This window comes from Arthrobacter sp. BGA-UO-ETr-C19 (assembly GCF_059568005.1).
The window spans coordinates 255,430-277,769 of sequence record NZ_JCAQPC010000018.1 but is presented as its reverse complement, the minus strand read 5'-3'; the positions used below and the strand labels follow the sequence as shown (position 1 = coordinate 277,769).

Below are 22,340 nucleotides of genomic sequence, written 5' to 3'. Positions count from 1 at the left end.
AGCGGCTGCCTGTGGCAATGGCACAACCGGAGCGCCGGGGACCACTGGTCCTGAACATCGGGGAAGTGCTCGCTCAGCTGAGCGATGACTTTCCGAGCATGACGGCGTCGAAAATCAGGTTCCTTGAGGAAAAAGGGCTCATCAATCCCCGGCGTACCCCCGCGGGCTACCGGCAGTACTCCGACAGCGATGTCGAGCGGCTCCGCTTCGTCCTGTCCCTTCAGCGTGACCAGTACCTGCCGCTGAAGGTCATCAAGGACTACCTTGACGCCATCGACAGGGGCGAACGGCCCGAGAACCTTCCGCCCGGGGTTACCGTCTCCCCGCGGATCGTCTCGGACGAGCTCGCAGCGGAACTGCAGAACAAAGCACGCAGGCTCAGCGAGGAGCAGCTGCGCGCGGAGTCGGGGGCGAGCGTGCCGCTCCTGCAGTCCCTGCTCAGCTTCGGCCTCATCGGGCACACCGACGGCAAATTTGACGAGCACGCACTCCAGGTGGCGCGCGCCTGCGTCCAGCTGGAGAGCCACGGCCTGGAGCCACGGCACCTCCGGCCCTTCCAAGCGGCCGCGGAGCGCGAATTCGGACTCGTGGAACGCGCCGTGGCCACCCTGACCTCGCGCAGGGACGCTGCGTCGCAGGCCCGCGCGGCGGAAGCCGCCCGGGAGATCAGCGACCTTTGCCTCACCCTGCACCGGGCTCTTGTGCAGGACCGTATCTCGCGGATGGAAATCTGATGATCGAAGTCGAGATTGTGGGCGTCCGCATCGAACTCCCTTCAAACCAGCCCCTGGTTCTGCTCCGTGAGATGCATGGGGAACGGCACGTTCCCATCTGGATCGGGACACCCGAGGCAAGCGCCATCGCGCTGGCCCAGCAGGGCGTGGTGCCGCCGCGGCCCATGACCCACGACCTCCTGGTTGACGTCGTGGAGACACTCGGCCATTCCGTGGTCAGCGTGAACATCGTGGCCGTGGAGGACAACATCTTCTACGGCCAGCTCCAGTTCGACAACGGGGCGACGGTGAGCTCCAGGGCATCCGATGCGCTGGCCATCGCACTGCGCGCCAAGTGCCGGATCTGGTGCGCTGACTCTGTCATGGAGGAGGCCGGCGTGCGGATCACCGAGCATGACGAGGGCGAGGACACGGAGCCCGGCCCCACCGTGGAGGAAGAGCGCGAGCTGCGAAGGTTCCGGGAGTTCCTTGACGACGTCGAGCCCGAGGATTTCGACGGCTAAGGTCACGTTAAGGTTAAAGTTAAGGCTGAAACTTTCGACACGCCCCGCTAATCATGCGAACGTCTTTGACCTTGGGCCGTGGCAGGCCTAACGTCGAAGGTACCAAGTTCCCATTGCATACGACAGCGGCGCAAGTCACACTGGAAAGTGCTACTCCGGCCGAATTACAAGCATGAATTTCATCCGGACTTCATGCGCGTAGCAGCTGTTGCAGCAACTTCCTCAGGGGAGCTCATGACAAGGAGGATCCACGTGAGTCCGAAAGGCGAAGCAGGCGAGCTGAAGCAGCCCTCGACGGCCGGCGTTGCCGTGCCCGCAAGTGGTGCTCAGGGCCTTCTCTTCACTGAGGATCTCCCGGTTCTGGACGAGGACGCCGGCTACCGCGGTCCCACGGCCTGCAAGGCTGCCGGCATAACCTACCGGCAGCTCGACTACTGGGCCCGCACCGGCCTGGTGGAGCCTGCGGTGCGCGGTGCAGCAGGTTCCGGTTCCCAGCGGCTCTACGGTTTCCGCGACATCCTGGTCCTGAAGGTGGTCAAGCGGCTCCTGGACACCGGCGTATCGCTGCAGCAGATCCGCAGCGCCGTGGAGCACCTCCGTGAACGCGGTGTCGAGGACCTGGCCCAGATCACGCTCATGAGCGACGGCGCCAGCGTCTACGAATGCACCTCCGCAGACGAGGTCATCGACCTCGTGCAGGGCGGCCAGGGCGTCTTCGGCATCGCCGTGGGACGCGTGTGGCGCGAAGTCGAGGGAAGCCTCGCCTCACTGCCCAGCGAGCACGCCGGCGACCAGTCGTTCCCGGACGACGAACTCAGCAAGCGCCGCGCCGCGCGCAAGATCGGCTAGCAGCGACAGCCCCGAGATTTACGCAGAAGGCCGCCTCCCGTCGGGGAGGCGGCCTTCTGCGTTCAGCGGGCCCCCGGATACCGGATAGGAGCTAAGCGCTGCTAGCGGGAGCTCCGACTGCGGCTGGTCTTGTTGGTGGCCATGAGATTTCCCAGCAGCGTGTCGTAGAGTCCGGCCGCGGCCTTGGCGGAGTCGCCGGGCCAATGGTGGACGGAATGCGCCGCGCCCTGGATCTGCTGCCAGTTGGCCTGCTCCGGGATGTGCGGAGCCAGCAGGAGGTCACCGAACATGGCCTGCATCTCGGCAAGCCGGAAAGCGTGCTCGGAGGATCCGGAACGCACCCGGTTGGCCACAATGCCGGCGGGGGAGAGGTTTGGTGCGAATTCCTGGCGGAACAGCTGGATGGCCCGCATGGTGCGTTCGGTGCCGGCCACGGAGAAGAGCCCGGGCTCGGCGACCAGGGCCACCTTGTTGCTGGCGGACCAGGCCATGCGGGTGAGCCCGTTCAGGGACGGCGGGCAGTCCACCAGGATGAGTTCGTAGGCATCCGCACCGGCGAGCACCGCGGACAGCCTGCGCAGATCGCGCTTGCCAAGGTCGGGCCGGTCGTAGATCCCGGTGTAGGCGGACCCGACGGCGACATCGAGCACCGCTGGGCCGGAACCGTTAACGGCTGCCCGGCTGATCCAGCCGCTGGGCACGACGTTCTCGGCGATCTTGGCCTTGCGCGGATTCTTCAGCATCCTGCCGATGTCCAGCTTGTCGCTGGGCTGCACCCCGAGGGCTGTGCTGGCGTCGGCATGGGGATCGAGGTCAACTACGAGTGTTGGGATGCCTGCGGCCAGTGCCGCAGACGCCAGTCCGGTTGTCACGGATGTCTTGCCGACACCGCCCTTGAGGCTGCTGATGCTGACTACTTGCACTTGATAAACCAATACCTAACGCCGGTTGCCGTGTTGGGGTACGTTCCGTTCCGGTGCTGCCAGATGGTGCTGCCAGATGGTGCTGCAGGAACAGGGGCAGGCTTCCGCCGCCCCACTCATCATATGTTGACCTCGGCCGGAATCCCTTCTTATCGGGATCCGGGCATGCCTCGCAGTTAATACGGGCCCGGCAGTGAATATGGCCCGGACATGACGGATAATTCTGTGATGGTAGACACAATGATTTGTGTTTCGTCCGGCCGGTCTTACACACTGTGACCACTTACCGATACCACCCGCAATGATGCAGGAGAAGTATGTTTTCCAAGATTCTGGTGGCCAACCGCGGAGAAATCGCAATCCGTGCTTTCCGCGCTGGCTACGAACTGGGCGCCAAGACAGTCGCTGTGTTTCCCAATGAGGACCGTAACTCGATCCACCGCCAGAAGGCCGATGAGGCGTATCTGATTGGCGAAGAGGGACACCCAGTCCGCGCCTACCTGGACGTTGCCGAGGTGGTTCGCGTTGCCAAGGAGTCCGGCGCGGACGCCATCTACCCCGGTTACGGCTTCCTTTCCGAAAACCCGGACCTTGCGCGTGCCGCCAAGGCCGCAGGCATCACCTTCGTGGGTCCGCCCGCTGAGGTCCTGGAACTCGCCGGCAACAAGGTGGCCGCACTGGAGGCCGCCCGCAAGGCCGGCGTTCCCGTGCTGAAGTCCAGCGCGCCGTCGAAGGACCTCGACGAGCTTCTCGCCGCTGCGGATGAGATCGGTTTCCCCATCTTTGCCAAGGCCGTGGCAGGCGGCGGCGGGCGCGGCATGCGCCGCGTCGACACCCGCGAGGCCTTGCCGGAGGCGCTGCAGTCCGCCATGCGCGAAGCCGATGCGGCCTTCGGTGACCCCACCATGTTCCTCGAGCAGGCCGTGCTGCGCCCGCGCCACATCGAGGTCCAGATCCTGGCCGACGCCGAAGGCAACGTCATGCACCTCTTCGAGCGTGACTGTTCCATCCAGCGCCGCCACCAGAAGGTCATCGAGATCGCCCCGGCCCCCAACCTGGACGAAGGCATCCGCCAGGCCCTGTACAGGGACGCGGTGAAGTTCGCCAAGGCCCTGAACTACGTCAACGCCGGAACGGTCGAGTTCCTGGTGGACACCGTTGGCGAACGCGCCGGCCAGCACGTCTTCATCGAAATGAACCCCCGCATCCAGGTGGAGCACACCGTCACGGAAGAGGTCACCGACGTCGACCTCGTCCAGGCGCAGATGCGCATCGCCGCCGGCGAGACCCTGGCCGACCTGGGCCTGTCCCAGGAGACCGTCTTCCTCAAGGGTGCCGCGCTGCAGAGCCGCATCACCACAGAGGACCCGGCCAACGGCTTCCGGCCCGACGTCGGAAAGATCACGGGCTACCGCTCGGCCGGCGGTGCCGGCGTGAGGCTCGACGGCGGTACCGTCTACTCGGGTGCCGAGATCAGCCCGCACTTCGACTCGATGCTCGTGAAGCTCACCTGCCGCGGCCGGGACTACCCCGCCGCTGTTGCCAGGGCGCGCCGGGCACTGGCGGAATTCCGTATCCGCGGTGTCTCCACCAACATCTCCTTCCTGCAGGCCGTCCTTGACGACGCCGACTTCATCGCAGGCAACGTGGCCACATCCTTCATCGACGAACGGCCCGAACTGCTGAAGGCGCGCGTCTCCGCCGACCGCGGCACCAAGCTGCTGACCTGGCTCGCCGAGGTCACTGTGAACAAGCCGAACGGCGAACTTCCGGTCCACAGCGACCCGGCGGACAAGCTCCCCTCAGTCAAGGGCATCGAGGCCCGCCCCGGCTCCCGCCAGCGGCTGCTGGAACTCGGACCGGAGGGCTTCGCCAGGGCGCTGCGCGAGCAGAAGGCCGTCGCCGTCACGGACACCACGTTCCGCGACGCCCACCAGTCCCTGCTGGCCACCCGCGTCCGCACCAGGGACCTGCTGGCCGCCGCGCCCGCGGTCTCCACCCTCCTGCCGGATCTGCTGTCCGTTGAGGCCTGGGGCGGCGCTACCTACGATGTCGCCCTGCGGTTCCTCGGCGAGGATCCCTGGGACCGGCTCGCCGCGCTGCGCAAGGCCCTGCCGAACGTCTGCCTGCAGATGCTGCTCCGCGGCCGGAACACCGTGGGCTACACCCCGTACCCCGAGGAAGTGACCGAGGCCTTCGTCAACGAGGCAGCGGCCACGGGCATCGACATCTTCCGCATCTTCGATGCACTGAACGACGTCAGCCAGATGGCACCTGCCATCCGCGCCGTGCGGGCCACCGGCACCGCCGTCGCGGAGGTGGCGCTGTGCTACACGGGCGACATGCTGGACCCGGAAGAGAAGCTCTACACGCTGGACTACTATCTGGGCCTGGCGGACAAGATCGTCGAAGCCGGCGCGCACATCCTCGCCATCAAGGACATGGCGGGCTTGCTGCGTCCGGCAGCTGCCGCCAAGCTCGTCTCGGCATTGCGGGAACGCTTTGACCTCCCGGTCCACCTGCACACCCACGACACCGCAGGCGGCCAGCTCGCCACGCTGCTCTCGGCAGTCGACGCGGGCGTCGACGCTGTGGATGTCGCCTCGGCATCCCTCGCCGGCACCACAAGCCAGCCGTCGGCGTCGGCCCTGGTTGCTGCCCTGGCCCACACGGAACGTGACACCGGGCTCAGCCTGGCAGCCGTCAGCTCGCTCGAGCCGTACTGGGAGGCCGTGCGCAGGGTTTACGCCCCCTTCGAATCAGGCCTGCCGGGTCCGACCGGACGCGTGTACCAGCACGAAATCCCGGGCGGGCAGCTGTCCAACCTCCGCCAGCAGGCCATCGCGCTGGGCCTGGGCGAGCGCTTCGAGGCGATCGAGGACATGTACACGGCTGCCGACCGGATCCTGGGCCACCTGGTCAAGGTGACGCCGTCGTCGAAGGTGGTGGGTGACCTCGCCCTGCACCTTGTGGGCCTGAACGCAGACCCGGCCGACTTCAACGAGAACCCGCAGAACTACGACATCCCGGACTCCGTCATCGGATTCCTGTCCGGCGAACTGGGCGATCCTCCGGGAGGCTGGCCGGAACCGTTCCGCACCAAGGCCCTCCAGGGCCGGAGCATCAAGGTCCGTGACGCCGAGCTGAGCGCCGAGGACAGCGAGGCGCTCCGCGGCGACTCGAAGACCCGCCAGCAGACGCTGAACCGGCTGCTCTTCGCCGGGCCGACGAAGGACTACCTCAAGAGCGTCGAGACGTACGGCAACGTGTCGGTCCTGGACACCCGCGACTATCTTTACGGCCTGCAGCGCGGCGAGGAGCACGTGATCCAGCTCGAAAAGGGTGTGCGCCTCATCGCGTCCCTGGAAGCCGTGTCGGAGCCGGACGAGAAGGGCATGCGCACGGTCATGTGCACGCTGAACGGGCAGTCCCGCCCGGTCTCGGTGCGCGACAAGTCCGTGGTCAGCAATGTGAAGGCGGCCGAGAAGGCGGATGCGTCGGTGCCGGGTCACGTCGCCGCTCCCTTCGCAGGCGCCGTGACGGTCACCGTCAAGGCGGGGGACACCGTCAACGCCGGTGACACGATTGCCACCATCGAGGCAATGAAGATGGAGGCATCCATTACGACGCCGGTGGGCGGCAAAGTGACGCGGCTGGCCATTTCCGCTGTGGAACAGGTACAGGGCGGTGACCTGCTGATCGTCGTCGAATAGACGACTGTTGAGCAGATGACTGTTGGGCAGGGGGCCGCTGAATAGCTTGCAGGGTGGCCAGCGGCCGCCCTGCAGGTAGGGTGGAAAACAGAAAAAGGTTGTGGGGACGGCGCCAAGCCGCCCCCACAGCCATTTCCGAACCACACCGGCAGCCGGAACTCCACCGGCAGCCAGTACAAGACAGAGCGGAAGCCATGACGCAGACCAATACGCCCAAGCCCGGGCCGCGCCCCGACAGGCCCCCCGTCATCGACATTGCGGGGGAGCCCGGAACCAGTCCCGCCGGCGCTGCCCCGGCAGGGGACATCAGCGTGGTGACCGTTTCCGACGCCCAGGACCGCACGTCCGCCGGGTCGCTCTCGGCAGTGGGTGGCGTGGTGCAGCACGGGACGGCGACGGCGGCCATTCCCGTCGTGACGGCGGGTCCCGGCGGCGTCAACGCGGCGGGCGTCAACGGTGCGGACGTCAGTGCAGGCGACCAGGCCGAAGCAGGCGCAGCCGTCGCGGACGCGGATCCAGCCGGCACAGATTCGGCAGCCGGCCTGGCCGCCGCCGCCGAACCGGCCCAGGCTGAAGAAGCCAGGGAGCACCCCGGGCGCCGCGAACGTCCCGAGGGACCTGAGCCCGCTGCCGCGCTGACCGCCGACCGTCTCCTAACCAGGTCCGCAGCCGCGCCGGTCTCGGGCTGGCGCCGGTGGCTGCACCAGGTGACCCTGGGCTACGTGAACCTGGGCGACTCGGACCAGGTCCGCATCCAGCGGGCCATGGAGCACCGCATCGCACTGCGGCTGGGGGAGCGGACCCGGTACGTGCCGGTGCTCTCGCGCAAGGGCGGAGTGGGGAAAACCACCGTCACCACGCTGCTCGGCATGGTGCTGGCGGAGCTGCGTGAGGACCGGGTTATCGCGATGGATGCGAATCCGGACCGAGGCACGCTCTCGGACCGTTCCCCGGGCAGGGCTGATTTCACGGCGCGCCAGCTGGTTAAGGACAGGTTCACGGTGAACTCGTTCGCGCAGCTCTCCAACTACACCGCGCGCGACGGTTCGCGCCTCGATGTTCTCGCCTCGGACACAGATCCCATGGTGGCCCACGCCTTCGACGACGCCGACTACCGCGCAGTCACCGACATCCTGGGCCGGTACTACTCGATCGTGCTCACCGACTCAGGCACCGGCATGGTGCACTCGGTCATGAAGGGCACGCTGGAAAAGGCCGACGCAGTGGTGCTCGTTTCGGGCGGCAGCGTGGATGAGGCCCGGCTGGCGTCCGAAACGCTGTCCTGGCTTGAAGCCCATGGCCGCCAGGATCTCGTCGCCAAAGCCACGGTTGTCATCAACATGGCCGCCGGCAACCGCACCCTGGTCAACATCGACGAAATCGAGCAGCACTTCCTGTCCCGGGTCAAGAATGTGGTGCGGATTCCGCACGACCGGCACCTGGCCGAAGGCTCGCGGATCCGCCTCGGCCAGCTGAAGCCGGCCACCCGTGCCGCGGCCGTGGAACTGGCCGCGCTGGTGGTGGACGAACTGCAGCAGCCCTGACCGCCAGCAGCCCTGACCCGCCGTCCGGAGTTTTTGTACACTTATTGGCCTCTGGAGGCCCCCGAAGTCGCGACAAGTGGACAATAACCCGGGACGTGGATTGAGTCCTGTCTAGGCGCGGGTGGGCTTCGGCGACTTGTACATTTCGTCGATCACCGCTTCGAAGTCCTTCATGACCTGGGCGCGCTTGACCTTCATGGACGGGGTCAGGTGGCCGGAGGCTTCGGTGAAGTCGCTTGGCACGATCCGGAAGGACTTGATCGCCTCCGCCTGCGACACCGACTGGTTGGCCTGGTTGATGAGCTCCTGCACGGCGGCCTTGACCTCGGCATGGCCGGCGGCGTCGCTCAGTGGCGTGTCCGCGGGCAGGCCGTGGCGCTGCAGCCAACCCGGGAGGGCTTCCTCATCGAGCGTCACGAGGGCGCCGATGAACGGGCGGTTGTCACCCACCACGAGTACCTGTGACACCAGTGCATCAGCCCGGATCTGGTCCTCGAGCAGTGCAGGAACCACGTTCTTGCCGCCGGCGGTGACGATGATTTCCTTCTTCCGGCCGGTAATCAGCAGGTAGCCGTCCTCGTCGAGCTGGCCGATGTCCCCGGTGCGGAACCAGCCATCGACGAACGACTCCTCCGTCAGGTCCGGGCGCTGGTAGTACCCCCGCATGACGCAGGCGCCCTTGACGAGGATCTCGCCGTCGTCGGCAATCCGGACGCTGTTGCCGGGAATCGGGGCACCGACCGTGCCGATTTTGATCCGCTCCGGCGTGTTGACGCTGACGGGTGCCGTGGTTTCGGTGAGGCCGTAACCTTCCAGGATCTGCAGCCCGATGCCCTGGAAGAAGTGGCCCAGACGCTCGCCCAGCGGGCCGCCGCCGGACACCGCATGGGCCACTTCGCCGCCCATGGCGGCGCGGAGCTTGCCATAGACGAGCTTGTCGAAGATCGCGTGCCTGAGCTTCAGGCCCAGGCTGGCGCCGCCTGCCTGCCGTGCACGCGAGTAGGCGATCGCGGTTTCGGCGGCCTTGTGGAAGATCGCACCCTTCCCGCCATCCTCGGCCTTGGTGAGGGCCGAGTTGTACACCTTTTCGAACACGCGCGGAACGGCAAGGATGAACGTCGGCTTGTAGCTCTGCAGATCGGGCAGCAGGTGCTTGATATCGGGGGTATGTGCCACGGTGACGCCGGCGGCCACAGCCAGGACCGAGATGAAGCGCGCGAACACATGCGCCAGCGGCAGGAACATGATGGTTCGGGACTCCTCGTTGACAACCCCGCTCAGGGAGGTGGCCAAAGCGTTCTCGGAGAGCTCCACGAAGTTTCCATGGGTGAGTTCGCAGCCCTTGGGCCGGCCGGTGGTGCCGGAGGTGTAGATGATGGTGGCGAGGTCGCGGAGCCCGGCGGAGCGCCGTCGGGCATCGAGCTCGTCATCGCTGACGGCGGCGCCGGCGGCACGCACGGTGTCGAGGCCGTCCCCCTCCAGTTGCCACACGTGGGTCAGCGCCGCGAGGCCTTCGGTGGCAGCGGCCTGCCGGATGACGTTTTCGTGGTGGTCCGATTCGCCGAAGGCGGCGACGGCACCGGAGTCGCCCAGGTTCCAGGCAACCTGGGAAGGCGACGACGTTTCGTAGATGGGAACAGAAACGCCACCTGCGAACCAGATGGCGAAGTCGATGAGTGCCCACTCATAGCGGGTCCGGGACATGATGCCCACGCGGTCGCCCGCGCCGACGCCGCTGGCTATCAGCCCCTTGGCGAGGGCTGACACGTCGGCCATAAACTCCTTGGCCCGGATGTCCTGCCATTGGCCGGCGGAATCGAGGCGCGAAAACAGGGCAGGGTTGGACGCCTTGGCTGCCTGGCGCAGCACAAGGTCCGTGATGTTGCTGTCCAGGGGGACGTTCGCCAAGGGCGGAACGCTGAATTCGCGCACGTTAGCTCCTTTGATATCCGTTGGCCGCAGCGGGTAACCCTAACCTTAGTACGTCACGTGCCGGGGGCCGGCCGATCTTGGTTACCCGTCGGTAACTTTACGGTGCAGGAGCACGGGGCGCCAGTGTGCCGGACGTGTCGTTTGGGTGTCGTACCTGCGAAGACGCTCTGCGGCGACACCTAGAATGGGGGACTATGCAGCCCTCCCCGTCCAACGAGCAGCCAGCCCCGCCACTAGACTCCAGCCGGAGCGGCCTGCCCGGGGAATGGGCGCCGCAGCGCTCGTCACGGCGGTCGGTGTCACGGCGCCCGGTATCGGGGTACGGTGGCCAGCTGGCCGGCCACCGCCTGTTCCGGCAGCAGCTGCGGCTGGGCCGGCGGGGACTGGCTATCGGCATCGACATTGGCGGCACCAAGGTTGCCGCCGGCGTGGTGGACGCCGAGGGCCACATCCTGCGCGAGGCGCGCCGGTCGACGCCGGGAAGCGACCCGCGTGCGGTGGAGCGCGTCATCGTCGAACTCGTCGAGGAACTGAGCGCCGGTGCCCGGATCAGGTCGGTGGGCATTGGCGCCGCCGGGTGGATGGATCTCGACGGCGGCACCGTGCTGTTCAGCCCGCACCTCGCCTGGCGGAACGAACCGCTGCGGGAAAACCTGCAGCACCTGCTGCGGCGTCCCGTCATGCTGGTTAACGACGCCGACGCTGCGGCCTGGGCCGAATGGCGCTTTGGCGCCGGGCAGGGGCAGGACCGGCTGGTCTGCATCACCCTGGGCACGGGCATCGGCGGAGCCATGGTGATGGACGGGCACGTTGAACGGGGCAGATTCGGCGTGGCGGGGGAGTTTGGCCACCAGATCATCATGCCCGGCGGACACCGTTGCGAGTGCGGCAACCGCGGATGCTGGGAACAGTATGCCTCAGGCAACGCCCTTGGCCGGGAAGCCCGGGAACTGGCCTTGGCGAACTCGCCGGTGGCCCAGGAACTTCTCAAGGCCGTGGACGGAAGCGCCGAGCTCATCACCGGAGCCACGGTGACTGAACTGGCTATCGCCGGAGACGCCGCCTCCCGGGAACTATTGGAGGACGTCGGGAACTGGCTCGGGCTGGGGCTGGCGAACCTTGCCGCTGCGCTCGATCCCGGAAAGTTCGTCATCGGCGGCGGTCTTTGCGCAGCCGGCGAACTGCTGGTGGCCCCGGCGCGCAAGGCCTTCGCACGCAACCTCACCGGCCGCGGATTCCGTCCGGCCGCAGAAATCGAGCTGGCCGCCCTTGGGCCCAACGCCGGCCTGATCGGCGCTGCCGATCTGTCGCGGGTCAGCAGCCGCACGCACCGCTGACCCCGATCCGCCCCTGACGGAGCGTCAGACCCGGGCGCCGTCGTCGTTCTCGTCCTTCTCCTGCGGCAGCTTCATGATCAGATACACCACGGCCGCGATGAAGACGGCCACTATGCCGAGAATTGCCAGCAGCGGCGCGGAGCGCCAGAACATGGACGACAGGACCAGGGCAACCGGAGCACCCACGGCGCCCAGCCAGGCCAGCATCGTCAGCGGGTCCGTCGCCGAAAGCTTGGGGGGCTCGTCCGGGACGAACTCGCCGTCGTCGTCCTCGACGCTGTAGTCGCGCGGATCCCCCGCGCCGGCCGGAACGTCGCCCTGCCCGGACCGGGCAGCCTCCGGCTGCCCGGCTGCTTTCTCCAGATCGGCAGCCTGTTGCCGCTCGGCGGCTGACAGTTCCCGGGGCGCCCGGGGCGCCAGGCCCAGAGGATCGAAGTCGGTGAAGTGCTTTGCGGCGCTTTCCGGACCGGGACCGTCCGCCTGTCCTGCCGGTGCAGTGCCTTCCTCCGGCGCGCTGCTGGCGTCATCGCTGGCCGTACTGTGCCGGGGACCGCCGTGATGGCGCGGAGACCCGGGGGCCGGGGAGCCCCCGTCGCCGGGGACGACGTCTGCATCGGGAGCCGGGGTGTCGCCCTGCAGCCTGGCCACCAGGTCGAGCCAGACGGCGTCGTCCTGGTTGGCACTCGGATCGGACGAATTCGAATCGGGCCTATTCATCGGTGGCGCCCTTCTGGGTGGCTGTCGCGGGTCCGGCCGATCCTCGGCGGATATCCGCCACCACGGAGCGGATGAAGTCCACCGAGCCGCTGAAGATCTGGCCTGCGTCATGGTCCAGCGTGGCCACGTGGTAACTGTTGTCCAGCCGCGTGAGCTGCAGCGGGGCGTGGGTAAGGCCGCGCCGCAGGGCCGTGATGCTGGAATCGGAAACAACGTGATCCACAGTGGAGCGGAAAACGCGCACGGGCGCTGTGATGCGTGGCAGCAGCCGAACCGTGTCCTTGAACATCTTATTCAGTTCGTGGGCGGCTGCCACGGGGGTCCTGGAATATGCGCCCTCGTCGACGCCCTGCTTCCGGATGTCGTTGGCGATGGCCGGCGTGCTCTTGAGGACCAGCTTGAGGATGCCGGCCAGCGGGGCCCGGCGGTCATCGATGACAAGCCCGGGGTTGACCAGGATGGCTCCCGCCACAGGCCTGGTGGCGGCGATGCGCAGTGCCAGGGCGCCGCCCATGGACAGGCCCGCGGCAAACACGAGGTCGCACTCGGACTCGAGCTCCAGGTAGGCGGCGTCCATCGCCTCATGCCACTGCGTCCAGCGGCTGCGGGAAAGCTCCTGCCACGTGGTGCCGTGGCCCGGCAGCAGCGGCATCCTGACGGCAAAGCCGGCATCGGCAAAGGACTCGGCCCACGAGCGCAGGCTGTGGGGACTGCCCGTGAACCCATGGGACAGCGCGATGCCGACGGACGGCCCCTCGCCGAAGAAGGCGCTGCTGAACGGGCTGTGATCGGGAACTGTGGTCATGATTTCTCCGACGGTATGTGGCTTCGGGAACGCAGCTGGAAAAACCGCGCCGAGGACTCGAAAATTTCCTGGGCGTCCGTGTCCAGCGTAGCCACGTGGCCGCTGTTCCTGAGCGGCACCACGTCGAGGGCTGCCGAGGTGAGGCGCTTCCGAATCAGGCTGAGCGAGCTCGGGGGAACCACTGCATCATTGACCGACTTGAAGACCAGTACCGGGGCGGTGATCCGCGGCAGTCCGCGGGCGGCGGCAGCGAACAGCCTCTTCAACTGGTGAACCGCCGCCAGCGGCGTCAGGGAGTAGTCGCCGTCGTCGGTGGTGGCCGCCGTCGGATTTTCCTCCGCAATGGGCACGGTGGTTCTTTGGATGTACTTCAGCAGGCCAATGATCCGGACGCGCCGGTCGTAGAAACTCAGGCCGGGATTGACGACGGCGACACCCGCCACGCTGTGGCGGGATGCGGTGAGGAGGGCGATCGCACCGCCCATTGAGAGGCCGGCAACATAGCATTCGTCCGTCCTGGCGGCCAAGTCCAGATAGGCCTTTTCGAAGGCGCCGTGCCACTCGCGCCATCCTGTGCCGGCCAGATCCTGCCAGGTGGTGCCGTGCCCGGGGAGCAGCGGAACAGTGACGGCGAAGCCGCGGCCGGCCAGGTATTCGGCCCACGGCAGTATGCTCAGGGGACTGCCGGTGAAGCCGTGGGAAATCGCGATTCCGATCCGCGCATTGGGACCGTGTCCCGCGTAGCTGAAAGCGGCGGGCCTTGTGCGGTCGCTGCTTTCTGTCATGGATCCATCGTGTCACTGTTCCGGACAATTCTCACTAGAGTAGGGTTGCATTGCAGTGCCGCCGGGCCCTCTGAACGCGCCGGCGGTAGCCTTCCGGAGAGGTAAGACACGTGTTCTATTGGGTCATGAAGCGGATCTTCCTGGGGCCGGTGGTCCGCACTCTTTTCCGGCCATGGGCCAAGGGGCTGGACAACATCCCGTCCGAGGGCGCGGCCATAATTGCCTCCAATCACCTCTCATTTTCCGATTCGATCTTCATGCCGCTGATGGTGCCGCGGCCGGTCATATTTCTGGCCAAATCCGAGTACTTCACGGGCACCGGACTCAAGGGCCGGCTGACCGCCATGTTCTTCCGGCTGACCAACCAGCTCCCCATGGACCGTTCCGGCGGGGCGGCCTCGGCGGCCTCTCTCGAGGCGGGCATGGACGTGCTGACGCACGGCGGGCTGCTGGGCATCTACCCCGAGGGCACGCGCAGCCCCGACTCGCGCCTTTACCGCGGGAAGGTGGGGGTGGCGAGGCTGGCGCTCCAGGCCGGCGTTCCGGTCATCCCGGTGGCGATGATCGGAACGGACAAGGTCCAGCCCATCGGCAAGCGGCTGCCGAACATCCGCCGGATCGGCATGATTTTCGGAAAGCCGCTGGACTTCAGCAGGTATGAGGGCCTGGCTGATGACCGGCTGATCCAGAGGTCCGTCACTGACGAGGTCATGTACGAGCTCATGCGGCTCTCCGGGCAGGAATACGTGGACGAGTACGCCTCGGTGGTCAAGCTCAGGCTGGCGGGGAAGTCGGGCGAGGAGCCCGGGAAGGGCGGCGAGGAGCCCGGGAAGGGCGGCGAAGAGCCAGGGGAGGCAGGTTCGTCCCGGTCAGCTTAGATGGCCTGACCCTGGGACCCCGCGACTCTTCGACCCCGTGACAATTTTGGCTGGCGCATCTGTGACCCAGCGGATCTGTGACACTGTGGATCTTTGACACTGCGCAACTGTGACACTGCGGATCTGTGACGCCCTGGCCGGGCGCATGACAGTCCGGGTGTCCCGAGCCGGTCCGGCCAACTACTCTTAGTAGTGTGACTGAGCTATCTGCAAAACCTGCCTCTTCCCTGACCAGCACCGCACAGAGCGGTGCGGCCAACTATCCGGGACTCGACAACTGGCGGGACCTTCCCATCTCCCAGCAGCCGAGCTGGCAGGACTCCGAGGTCTTCAACGCATCCGTCAAGGAACTGTCGGTGCTCCCGCCGCTCGTTTTCGCCGGCGAGGTGGACATCCTGCGCGAGCGCCTCGCCGCCGCAGCCCAGGGCAAGGCCTTCCTGCTCCAGGGTGGTGACTGCGCAGAGACCTTTGAGGGTGCCACCGCGGACAAGATCAGCGCACGCGTGAAGACGATCCTGCAGATGGCGGTGGTCCTGACCTATGGTGCGGCGATGCCTGTCATCAAGATGGGGCGCATGGCCGGCCAGTTCGCCAAGCCGCGTTCCTCCAACGACGAGACCCGGGACGGCGTGACGCTTCCGGCATACCGTGGCGACATCGTGAACGGATACGACTTCACCCCCGAGTCGCGGGCCCATGACGCCAACCGCATGCTTCGCGCATACCACACCTCCGCTTCCACACTGAACCTCATCCGGGCCTTCACCCAAGGCGGCTTCGCGGACCTCCGCCTGGTGCACACCTGGAACAAGGGGTTCACCGAGAACCCTGCCCATGCCCGTTACGAGTCGCTCGCGCGCGACATCGACCGCGCCATCAAGTTCATGGCATCCTGCGGCGCCGACTTCGAAGCCCTCAAACGGGTTGAATTCTTTGCCAGCCATGAGGCGCTGCTGCTCGACTACGAGCGTGCGCTGACCCGCATCGACTCCCGGACCGGCCTGCCCTACGGCACCTCCGGCCACTTCCTGTGGATCGGTGAGCGTACCCGCGAGCTGGACCACGCCCACGTGGACTTCCTGTCCCGGGTCCGCAACCCGATTGGCGTCAAGCTGGGCCCGTCCACGTCCGGTGACGATGCCCTCCGCCTCATCGACAAGCTGGATCCGGAGCGCGAGCCCGGCAGGCTCACGTTCATCACCCGCATGGGTGCCGGCAACATCCGGGAAAAGCTCCCGTCCCTCGTGGAGAAGGTCACCGCCTCCGGTGCCCAGGTCCTGTGGGTCACGGACCCGATGCACGGCAACACCGTCACCTCGCCCAACGGCTACAAGACCCGCAATTTCGACGACGTCATTGACGAGGTGCGCGGGTTCTTCGAAGTGCACCATGCCCTGGGGACGGTTCCGGGCGGCCTCCACGTCGAGATGACCGGGGACGACGTCGCCGAATGCCTCGGCGGCGCCGACCCGATCGACCAGGAAGCGTTCCTTGACCGCTATGAGTCGGTCTGCGACCCCAGGCTGAACCACATGCAGTCGCTGGAGATGGCCTTCCTCGTGGCTGGCGCGCTCACCCGCCGCTAACGCCGCAGGGCAGATCCAACATCATAGAAGGAAGACCGGTGCCGGGGAGCAGTTCAGACTCCCCGGCGCCGGTCTTTCGTTTGCAGTCCTGGCTACACCACGGTGAGGGTGATGACGGAGCCTTCGGGGACTTCGGTGTCCACGGGATCCTGGTCCCGTACCGTGCCAAAGAAGCCGCCGAGGACTTCGTTGACGCGGACCTGGAAGCCGCGCTTCTCCAGGGCTTCGCGGGCCTCGCGCGCCTGTTTGCCGATGTAGTTGGGCACCTTCACGAGCTTGGGCCCCTCGGAAATCGTCAGGGTGACCGTCTGGCCCCTTGTCAGGGTTCCTGACGCAGGCTCCTGGCTGACCACGGCACCCTTCGGAACGTCCCGGTCATGCACCGTTTCATCGGCAAAGACGGCCTTCAGGCCGGCAGATTCGATGGCGCGGAAGGCCGCGTCCTGGTCCTGTCCGCGGACGTCCGGCACCGGAATGGGCTGCGGGCCCTTCGAGACAGTGAGGCTTACCGGTGTCCCATGCCGCACGGGGGTTCCCGAGGCCGGGGCCTGGCCCAGCACCGTCCCGGCAGCCACTTCCTCGTCGAACTTTTCGGTGACCTTGCCCAGCGCCATCTCGGCCCCGTTGAGTGCTTCCTTGGACGCATCGAGCGTCTTGCCCGTCAGTTGCGGCAGGGGGAACAGCTGCGGACCCTTGGACACGAACAGCGAGACCTGCTGGAATTTACGGATTTCCGTTCCGGGCTCCGGCTCCGACCCCACCACGAGTCCGGCCTTGACGTCGTCGTCGAAGACGTCCTTGGTACTGGATTGGAAACCGGCGTCCCGGAGCAGCTGCTGGGCCTCCGCCACGGTCCTGTTCGCCACGGCCGGCACGGTACCGGGGGAGCCGGGGCCCATGCCAAAGAACCAACCCGCCCCCGTGGCCAGAAGGGCCAGGATCACCAGGACCACAACCCAGAGCGCGCCCCGGCGCCGGGAATTCCCTTCCCGGAGCGTCCGGACGGGAGTGGCCGCGGCGCGCGAGCGTTCCTTTTGTTCGTGGCGGTCCAGCTTCCGCTGTTCCCGCTTGGTCAGGGGCAGCGGGGCAGCCTCCCTGTCGTCGTCGTCGAATCCAAAGGGCGGGAGGACCGGCCGCGGAGTCGAAGAGGCTGGAGGCGAAGAGACAGGGGGTGAAAACACAGTGGTCGGGTTGCTGGTGCGTGAAATGACTTCCGTGGGCCGGCCCCGGGGGGCGTCATCACCGTGAATGGGTGCCAGCAGCTCGGTGTGGTTTCCCTGGCTTCCCTGGGCAGGCGGGCTCTGCGGCGTCCGGGACGGCATCCGGGCAGGTGCGGGGGGAGCGCCCGTGCCACGTGGGCCGGCATCGGGGGCGGTACCTGCCGCAGCGGCCGCCTGAATGGCTGCAGGGGGTTGCAGGTCGAGCTCGGAGTCGGTGAGGTTGGTCCGGATATGACGGAGTTCCGCGAGCAGGGCGTTGCCGTCCACTGGCCGTTGCTCGGGGTCGCTGGCGGTACACCACTGCACGAGTTCGTCCACTTCCCCCGCGAGGCCCGGAACCAGGCCTGAGGGAGCACCCACAGCGGAATTCACGTGCTGGTAGGCCACCTGGATGGGCACCTCGCCGTCGAACGGCTGGCGTCCGGTGAGCATCTCGAAGAGCATGATGCCTGTGGAGTAGATGTCGCTTCGTGCGTCGGCCGGCTTGCCCAGGACCAGTTCCGGCGAGAGATACGCGACGGTGCCGATCAGGGCACCTGTGCTGGTTGTCGTCGTCACGGCGCGCGCGAGGCCGAAGTCGCCGATCTTGATTCGGCCGTCGTCAGCGATCAGGACGTTCTCCGGCTTGACGTCACGGTGGATCATGCCGGCGGCATGGGCAGCGCCGAGGCCTTCCACCACCGGGTCGATGAGTGCCAGGGCCAGCCGGGGGGACAAGGCGCCCTTGCTGTTGATGACATCGCGGAGGGTGTGCCCCTTGATGTACTCCATCACGAGGTAGGCGGTATCTCCGTCGTGCCCCTGGTCAAGGACGCCCACCACGTGCGGGTGTGAGAGCTTTGCGGCTGCCCGTGCTTCGCGGGCAAGGCGGTCCAGGAAATTGCCGTCGTTGACCAGATGGGGATGCAGGACTTTCAGGGCAACGTCACGGTCCAGTCTTTGGTCCGTGGCCACATAAACGGTGGACATCCCGCCCCGGGCCAACCGGGACTTCACCTGGTAGCGGTTGTCCACCAGCGACCCAACGAGACTGCCTAAAGCGTTTTCCTGCACCCTTCGATACTAAGTGCTGCACGGAAACGGGTCCGAATCAACATGCGATCCGGACCCGTATCGTTATGCTCCCGGGGCCGGGGGTCTCCCGGTCCTGAGGTCAGTTGGGGACGTCAGCTGAAGTTCTTGCGGTGTGCCTTGATGGCGGCGACGTAGTGCTTGGTGTCGGTGTACATTCCGTGCTTGTTGACCGAATACTGGCCCTGGTAGTAGCCGGCGATGGCGTAGTCCAGGTTCTTGCTGGTACGGATCAGCTGGCGGATGATTGCGATTCCGGCGGTGGCGTTGTCATACGGATCAAGCAGGTTCAGCTTCCGGCCCACGAGGTCGGACGCCCATTCGCCCGAGGAGGGGATGACCTGCATGGTGCCGATGGCGTTGGCCGGAGACACTGCCCGCTGGTTGAACCCGGATTCCTGGTACGCGAAGGCCTGTGCCAGTGCCGGATCCACGCCCATCCGCCGTGCCGTGTCGGCCACAATGGACTGCATCTGGGCAAGCGACGGAACCGGCGAGGCGTTGAGCAGGGCCTTGTTCTTGTTGGCCGAGCTGACCACGGCTGCCGGGTAGGTGTAGCCGAGGAAAGAGCTGGGCACGAGCGGCGTGACACTGGATGCCGGCTGGACGGCGCTGGCCTTTCCGGGAATGGCGAGCTTCTGGCCGGGGTAGATCACGCTGGTGACCTTCAGCCGGTTCGCCGACAGGATGTCCGCCAGCTTGACGCCGTGCCTGGCTGCGATGCCGGACAGCGTGTCCCCGGATTTGATGACGTAGGAGGCTGAGCGCGTGGCGGCCGGTGCTGCCGCTTTGGCCGGGGCGGACGCAACAGCCGTTCCCGCACCGAGGCGGATCTTCTGGCCGGGATAGATGATCGACGTCACCTTGAGCCCGTTCCAGCTGAGCACCTGGGAGAGCCTGACGCCGTGCCGCCCGGCGATGCCGCCCAGTGTGTCGCCGGACTTGACCGTGTACGTCCTGGCAGCGCTGCTGGCAGGCGCCGCAGCAGTCCTGGCCGTCGGAGCCGCGGCAGCCTTCAGCTTGATCCGCTGCCCCGGGTAGATCACGGAGTTCGACTTCAGGTTGTTGAGCTTCAGCACCGCACTGGTGCTGAGCCCGTACCGGCCGGCGATGCCGCTGACCGTGTCCCCGCGGACCACCGTGTGGGCCGTCGGCGTGACGCGGGAGGGTTGAAGGCCTGACGGGAGCGCGGCCGGCACGGAGGCCGCGGGGATGATGCCGGCTTTGACGGCTGCTGCCTGGGCCTCGATGGCGGCGGCGAGTGTCGCAGGCACGGTTTTGGGCCGGGCGGCGGCCTCTGCGGGCTGGGCAACCGCAAGGGAGGACAGCATGACGGCGGGGAGCGTGGCCGTCGTGGCCGCGATCAGGGGCAGGCCCGGCCGGGGTGACTGCTTAGTGGAGCGGGTCGTCGTCATGGGAAAGGTCCTCTTCTCAGCGGCGAATGCTGTCGGTCATGCCAGTTGCTCGTGATACCAATGTTACTGATGTTAATTGTGTTGCGAATGTTATCTATGTGAATCTCTCACGATTTTGCGGTTAGCACAAGAATCGGCTTTCCGCTGGAAAATCTGTCCGACTGGGAGTGTCGCCCGCGAAAACGGGGCGGGCACGCGCGTGCGCTGTTTCGACTAGGCTTGCGGGCGCCCGCCATGGCAACCTTGACCCGTGAGTACTGTAGAAACCCTTGTAGGCGACTGGCTGCCCCTGCCCGACGTCGCCCAGTTGCTGGATGTGTCCATTACCAAAGTCCACGGGCTCCTTGACGAGCGCGCGCTGGCGGCCCTGCGGATTGGGGAACGGCGGATCCGTTCGGTGCCCGCGGCTTTCCTTCAGGACGGCCACGTCGTGGACAGCCTCAAGGGCACGATTGTGGTGCTGGCAGACGCCGGCTTCTCGGACGAAGAGCTGATCGGCTGGCTCTTCACCCCTGACGAGTCACTGCGCGGGCGGCCCATCGATGCCCTCCGTGAGGGGCGCAAGACGGAAATCCGCCGCCGGGCGCAGTCACTGGCCTGGTAGTAACCCAGCCTGGTAACTAACCCGGCAAGGTAAACGGGCCGGGCCAGCCGATTAGGCGGCCCGGCTCACTGTCGCCTCAGCCAGCCGCCGCAGCGCGGTCTTGGGGAGGTCTTCCAGCGGCAGGAGCTCCAGTGCCGCGTACGCCGCTGCGCCGAATTCCTCGATCAGCACCTCCGTGGCCTGCAGCGCCCCGCAGTCCGCGATGATCCGGCGGATCTCGGCCACATCTTCCTCGCTCAGTTCGGGGCTGCCAAGCTTTGAGTCGATGAACGCGGACTCCTCGGGCGTGGCAAGGTCCAGGGCGAAGGCCACGAGGACGGTCCGTTTGCCTTCCCGGAGGTCGTCTCCCGCGGGCTTTCCGGTGGTGACCGGATCCCCGAAAACGCCCAGGACGTCGTCGCGAAGCTGGAAGGCCTCGCCCAGGGGGAGGGCGAAGGCGGAGTAGCCCCGGAGCAGTTCGTCCGAGGCCCCGCCGAGCGCACCGCCCAGGGCGAGCGGATGTTCCGTGGAGTACTTGGCCGACTTGAAGCGGATGATCGACTGGGCGCGGCTGACGGCCCCGGCGCGGTCCCGGACCGGACCGGCCACCTCTTCGAGGATGTCCAGGTACTGGCCGGCCATGACCTCCGAACGCATCAGGTTGAAGATCAGCCGTGCCCTGCTTCCTGACGCTGCCGTTTCCCCGATGTCGGTGAAGGCTTCCTCGCTAAAGGACAGGCAGAGGTCGCCGGCCAGAATGGCCGCGGCGTGGCCAAAGCGTTCGCTGTCGAGTGCCCAGCCCTGGGACTCGTGGAGCTGGCTGAACCGGCGGTGTACGCTGGGTCCGCCGCGGCGGGTGTCCGACCGGTCGATGATGTCATCGTGGATCAGGGCTGCCGCCTGGAACAGCTCAAGCGCGGCGCCGGCTGTGACGATGTCCTCTGCCGAGGCGGGGCCGCCCGCGCCGCGCCACCCCCAGTAGCACATGAGGGCACGCAGCCGCTTTCCGCCGGTGACCAGGTTGGAGATGGACCCCATGATGGGATCGATGTCCGGCGAGATTGCCGTCATGATCGACTGCCGGGTGGTCAAAAAGTCTGTGAGCTTTCCCGCCACGGCGGCCACGAAGTCCGCCTGCTCCACGCGCAGCTGCTCGGCCACCATCACTTGACGGACTCGGGCGCCACATTGGCGCCGATGGTGAAGGTGGAGACGCCGCCGGTTGCGGGGACGGCGATGTTAACCGTCTCGTTGCCCGCCCGCACGAAGTCCTTGGACGCCACGCTGCCCACCGTGTTGCCGGGAACGGCCTTGAAGCCCTGTGCCTCGAGGGCTTTGGTGTAATAGGCGACGACGGCGGCCGGCTTGGCGGCGGTTGAACCCACCAGGGCGGCGGTGGCCGGGGATGTTGACTTATCGAAGCTGCTGGCCACCACCTTGGTCCCGGGCATCACGGGAAGAAGCTTTGACGGGAAGCCTGCGACGAGCGCTCCCACGGTGGCCGACGTGCCAGGTGTTGCACTCGGGCTCGCAGTTGCGCTCGCCGACGCAGTGGCAGTCGCCACCGCGGACGAGGGGGCCGGTGCCGTTGCCGCAGGCGTTGCGGAATTGGGCGCCTGTGCCGTGCACGCTGACGCCGCCGCCACTACGGCCGCTCCAGCGGCGAGCAGCCCAAGGCGGGCAGGCATGAGCGTTCCAATGACCTTCACAGGTGCGGTCCTCCTGGGTGTTGATGCCGGATTCAG

General features: G+C 66.8%; 18 protein-coding genes. 9 read left to right on the top strand and 9 right to left on the bottom strand.

The window, feature by feature from the left end; genetic code table 11:
* The first annotated feature begins 17 nt into the window (after positions 1-17).
* From ftsR to AC57BR_RS11220, 3 genes are all read left to right on the top strand, one after another.
* Positions 18-734 carry a transcriptional regulator FtsR gene (ftsR, locus tag AC57BR_RS11230; protein WP_043418625.1) on the top strand — a complete coding sequence of 239 codons (717 nt, stop codon included), beginning with the start codon at positions 18-20 and terminating at the stop codon, positions 732-734.
* Complete coding sequence (locus tag AC57BR_RS11225; RefSeq protein WP_496360479.1) at positions 734-1,237, top strand: bifunctional nuclease family protein; 504 nt, start codon at positions 734-736, stop codon at positions 1,235-1,237. The genes ftsR and AC57BR_RS11225 overlap by 1 nt, the downstream gene beginning before the upstream one ends.
* Before the next feature lie 252 nt (positions 1,238-1,489).
* A complete protein-coding gene (locus tag AC57BR_RS11220; protein ID WP_496360477.1) occupies positions 1,490-2,086 on the top strand; it encodes a MerR family transcriptional regulator in 597 nt (198 codons plus the stop codon).
* 101 nt (positions 2,087-2,187) lie between these two features.
* On the opposite strand, the gene AC57BR_RS11215 is transcribed toward AC57BR_RS11220, so the two are convergent.
* Complete coding sequence (locus AC57BR_RS11215) at positions 2,188-3,009, bottom strand: ParA family protein (RefSeq protein ID WP_496360475.1); 822 nt, start codon at positions 3,007-3,009, stop codon at positions 2,188-2,190.
* A gap of 317 nt (positions 3,010-3,326) precedes the next feature.
* Between AC57BR_RS11215 and AC57BR_RS11210 the strand changes: the two genes are divergently transcribed.
* Positions 3,327-6,722 carry a pyruvate carboxylase gene (locus tag AC57BR_RS11210; protein WP_496360473.1) on the top strand — a complete coding sequence of 1,132 codons (3,396 nt, stop codon included), beginning with the start codon at positions 3,327-3,329 and terminating at the stop codon, positions 6,720-6,722.
* Between the two features lie 194 nt (positions 6,723-6,916).
* The gene (locus AC57BR_RS11205; protein WP_496360471.1) at positions 6,917-8,266 is read left to right on the top strand and encodes a MinD/ParA family ATP-binding protein; all 1,350 of its coding nucleotides are present in this window, start codon (positions 6,917-6,919) and stop codon (positions 8,264-8,266) included.
* Between the two features lie 111 nt (positions 8,267-8,377).
* Here AC57BR_RS11205 and AC57BR_RS11200 read toward each other — a convergent pair whose 3' ends face one another.
* Positions 8,378-10,198: an AMP-dependent synthetase/ligase gene (locus AC57BR_RS11200; protein WP_496360469.1), complete on the bottom strand. Its 1,821-nt coding sequence runs from the start codon at positions 10,196-10,198 to the stop codon at positions 8,378-8,380.
* A 194-nt stretch (positions 10,199-10,392) separates the two neighbouring features.
* Here AC57BR_RS11200 and AC57BR_RS11195 point away from each other — a divergent pair, with 194 nt between their 5' ends.
* Positions 10,393-11,535, top strand: a complete 1,143-nt coding sequence (locus AC57BR_RS11195; protein ID WP_496360467.1) for an ROK family glucokinase — start codon at positions 10,393-10,395, stop codon at positions 11,533-11,535.
* 24 nt (positions 11,536-11,559) lie between these two features.
* Here AC57BR_RS11195 and AC57BR_RS11190 read toward each other — a convergent pair whose 3' ends face one another.
* The 3 genes from AC57BR_RS11190 to AC57BR_RS11180 are packed head-to-tail and all read right to left on the bottom strand — an operon-like array spanning position 11,560 to position 13,842.
* Positions 11,560-12,252 (bottom strand): hypothetical protein, encoded by a 693-nt coding sequence (locus AC57BR_RS11190; protein WP_496360465.1) that lies wholly within the window; start codon positions 12,250-12,252, stop codon positions 11,560-11,562.
* Positions 12,245-13,057: an alpha/beta hydrolase gene (locus AC57BR_RS11185; RefSeq protein WP_496360463.1), complete on the bottom strand. Its 813-nt coding sequence runs from the start codon at positions 13,055-13,057 to the stop codon at positions 12,245-12,247. Before AC57BR_RS11185 ends, AC57BR_RS11190 begins: the two co-directional genes overlap by 8 nt.
* Entirely contained in the window at positions 13,054-13,842 is a 789-nt protein-coding gene (locus AC57BR_RS11180) for an alpha/beta hydrolase (protein WP_496360461.1), read from the bottom strand. Before AC57BR_RS11180 ends, AC57BR_RS11185 begins: the two co-directional genes overlap by 4 nt.
* A 110-nt stretch (positions 13,843-13,952) precedes the next feature.
* Here AC57BR_RS11180 and AC57BR_RS11175 point away from each other — a divergent pair, with 110 nt between their 5' ends.
* A complete protein-coding gene (locus tag AC57BR_RS11175; protein WP_496360459.1) occupies positions 13,953-14,720 on the top strand; it encodes a lysophospholipid acyltransferase family protein in 768 nt (255 codons plus the stop codon).
* Between the two features lie 194 nt (positions 14,721-14,914).
* Positions 14,915-16,306, top strand: a complete 1,392-nt coding sequence (locus AC57BR_RS11170; protein WP_496360457.1) for a class II 3-deoxy-7-phosphoheptulonate synthase — start codon at positions 14,915-14,917, stop codon at positions 16,304-16,306.
* A 92-nt stretch (positions 16,307-16,398) separates the two neighbouring features.
* Here the strand turns inward: AC57BR_RS11170 and AC57BR_RS11165 are convergent, their stop codons facing one another.
* Both AC57BR_RS11165 and AC57BR_RS11160 read right to left on the bottom strand, forming a co-directional pair.
* Positions 16,399-18,579 carry a Stk1 family PASTA domain-containing Ser/Thr kinase gene (locus tag AC57BR_RS11165; protein ID WP_496360455.1) on the bottom strand — a complete coding sequence of 727 codons (2,181 nt, stop codon included), beginning with the start codon at positions 18,577-18,579 and terminating at the stop codon, positions 16,399-16,401.
* A gap of 113 nt (positions 18,580-18,692) precedes the next feature.
* Positions 18,693-20,012, bottom strand: a complete 1,320-nt coding sequence (locus AC57BR_RS11160) for a lytic transglycosylase (RefSeq protein WP_496360453.1) — start codon at positions 20,010-20,012, stop codon at positions 18,693-18,695.
* Between the two features lie 250 nt (positions 20,013-20,262).
* Here AC57BR_RS11160 and AC57BR_RS11155 point away from each other — a divergent pair, with 250 nt between their 5' ends.
* Positions 20,263-20,616 carry an Rv2175c family DNA-binding protein gene (locus tag AC57BR_RS11155; RefSeq protein ID WP_236807971.1) on the top strand — a complete coding sequence of 118 codons (354 nt, stop codon included), beginning with the start codon at positions 20,263-20,265 and terminating at the stop codon, positions 20,614-20,616.
* Positions 20,617-20,667: 51 nt separating this feature from the next.
* Here the strand turns inward: AC57BR_RS11155 and AC57BR_RS11150 are convergent, their stop codons facing one another.
* Positions 20,668-21,762 carry a polyprenyl synthetase family protein gene (locus AC57BR_RS11150; protein WP_496360451.1) on the bottom strand — a complete coding sequence of 365 codons (1,095 nt, stop codon included), beginning with the start codon at positions 21,760-21,762 and terminating at the stop codon, positions 20,668-20,670.
* Positions 21,759-22,304, bottom strand: a complete 546-nt coding sequence (locus tag AC57BR_RS11145; RefSeq protein ID WP_496360449.1) for a hypothetical protein — start codon at positions 22,302-22,304, stop codon at positions 21,759-21,761. The genes AC57BR_RS11150 and AC57BR_RS11145 overlap by 4 nt, the downstream gene beginning before the upstream one ends.
* Between the last annotated feature and the right edge of the window lie 36 nt (positions 22,305-22,340).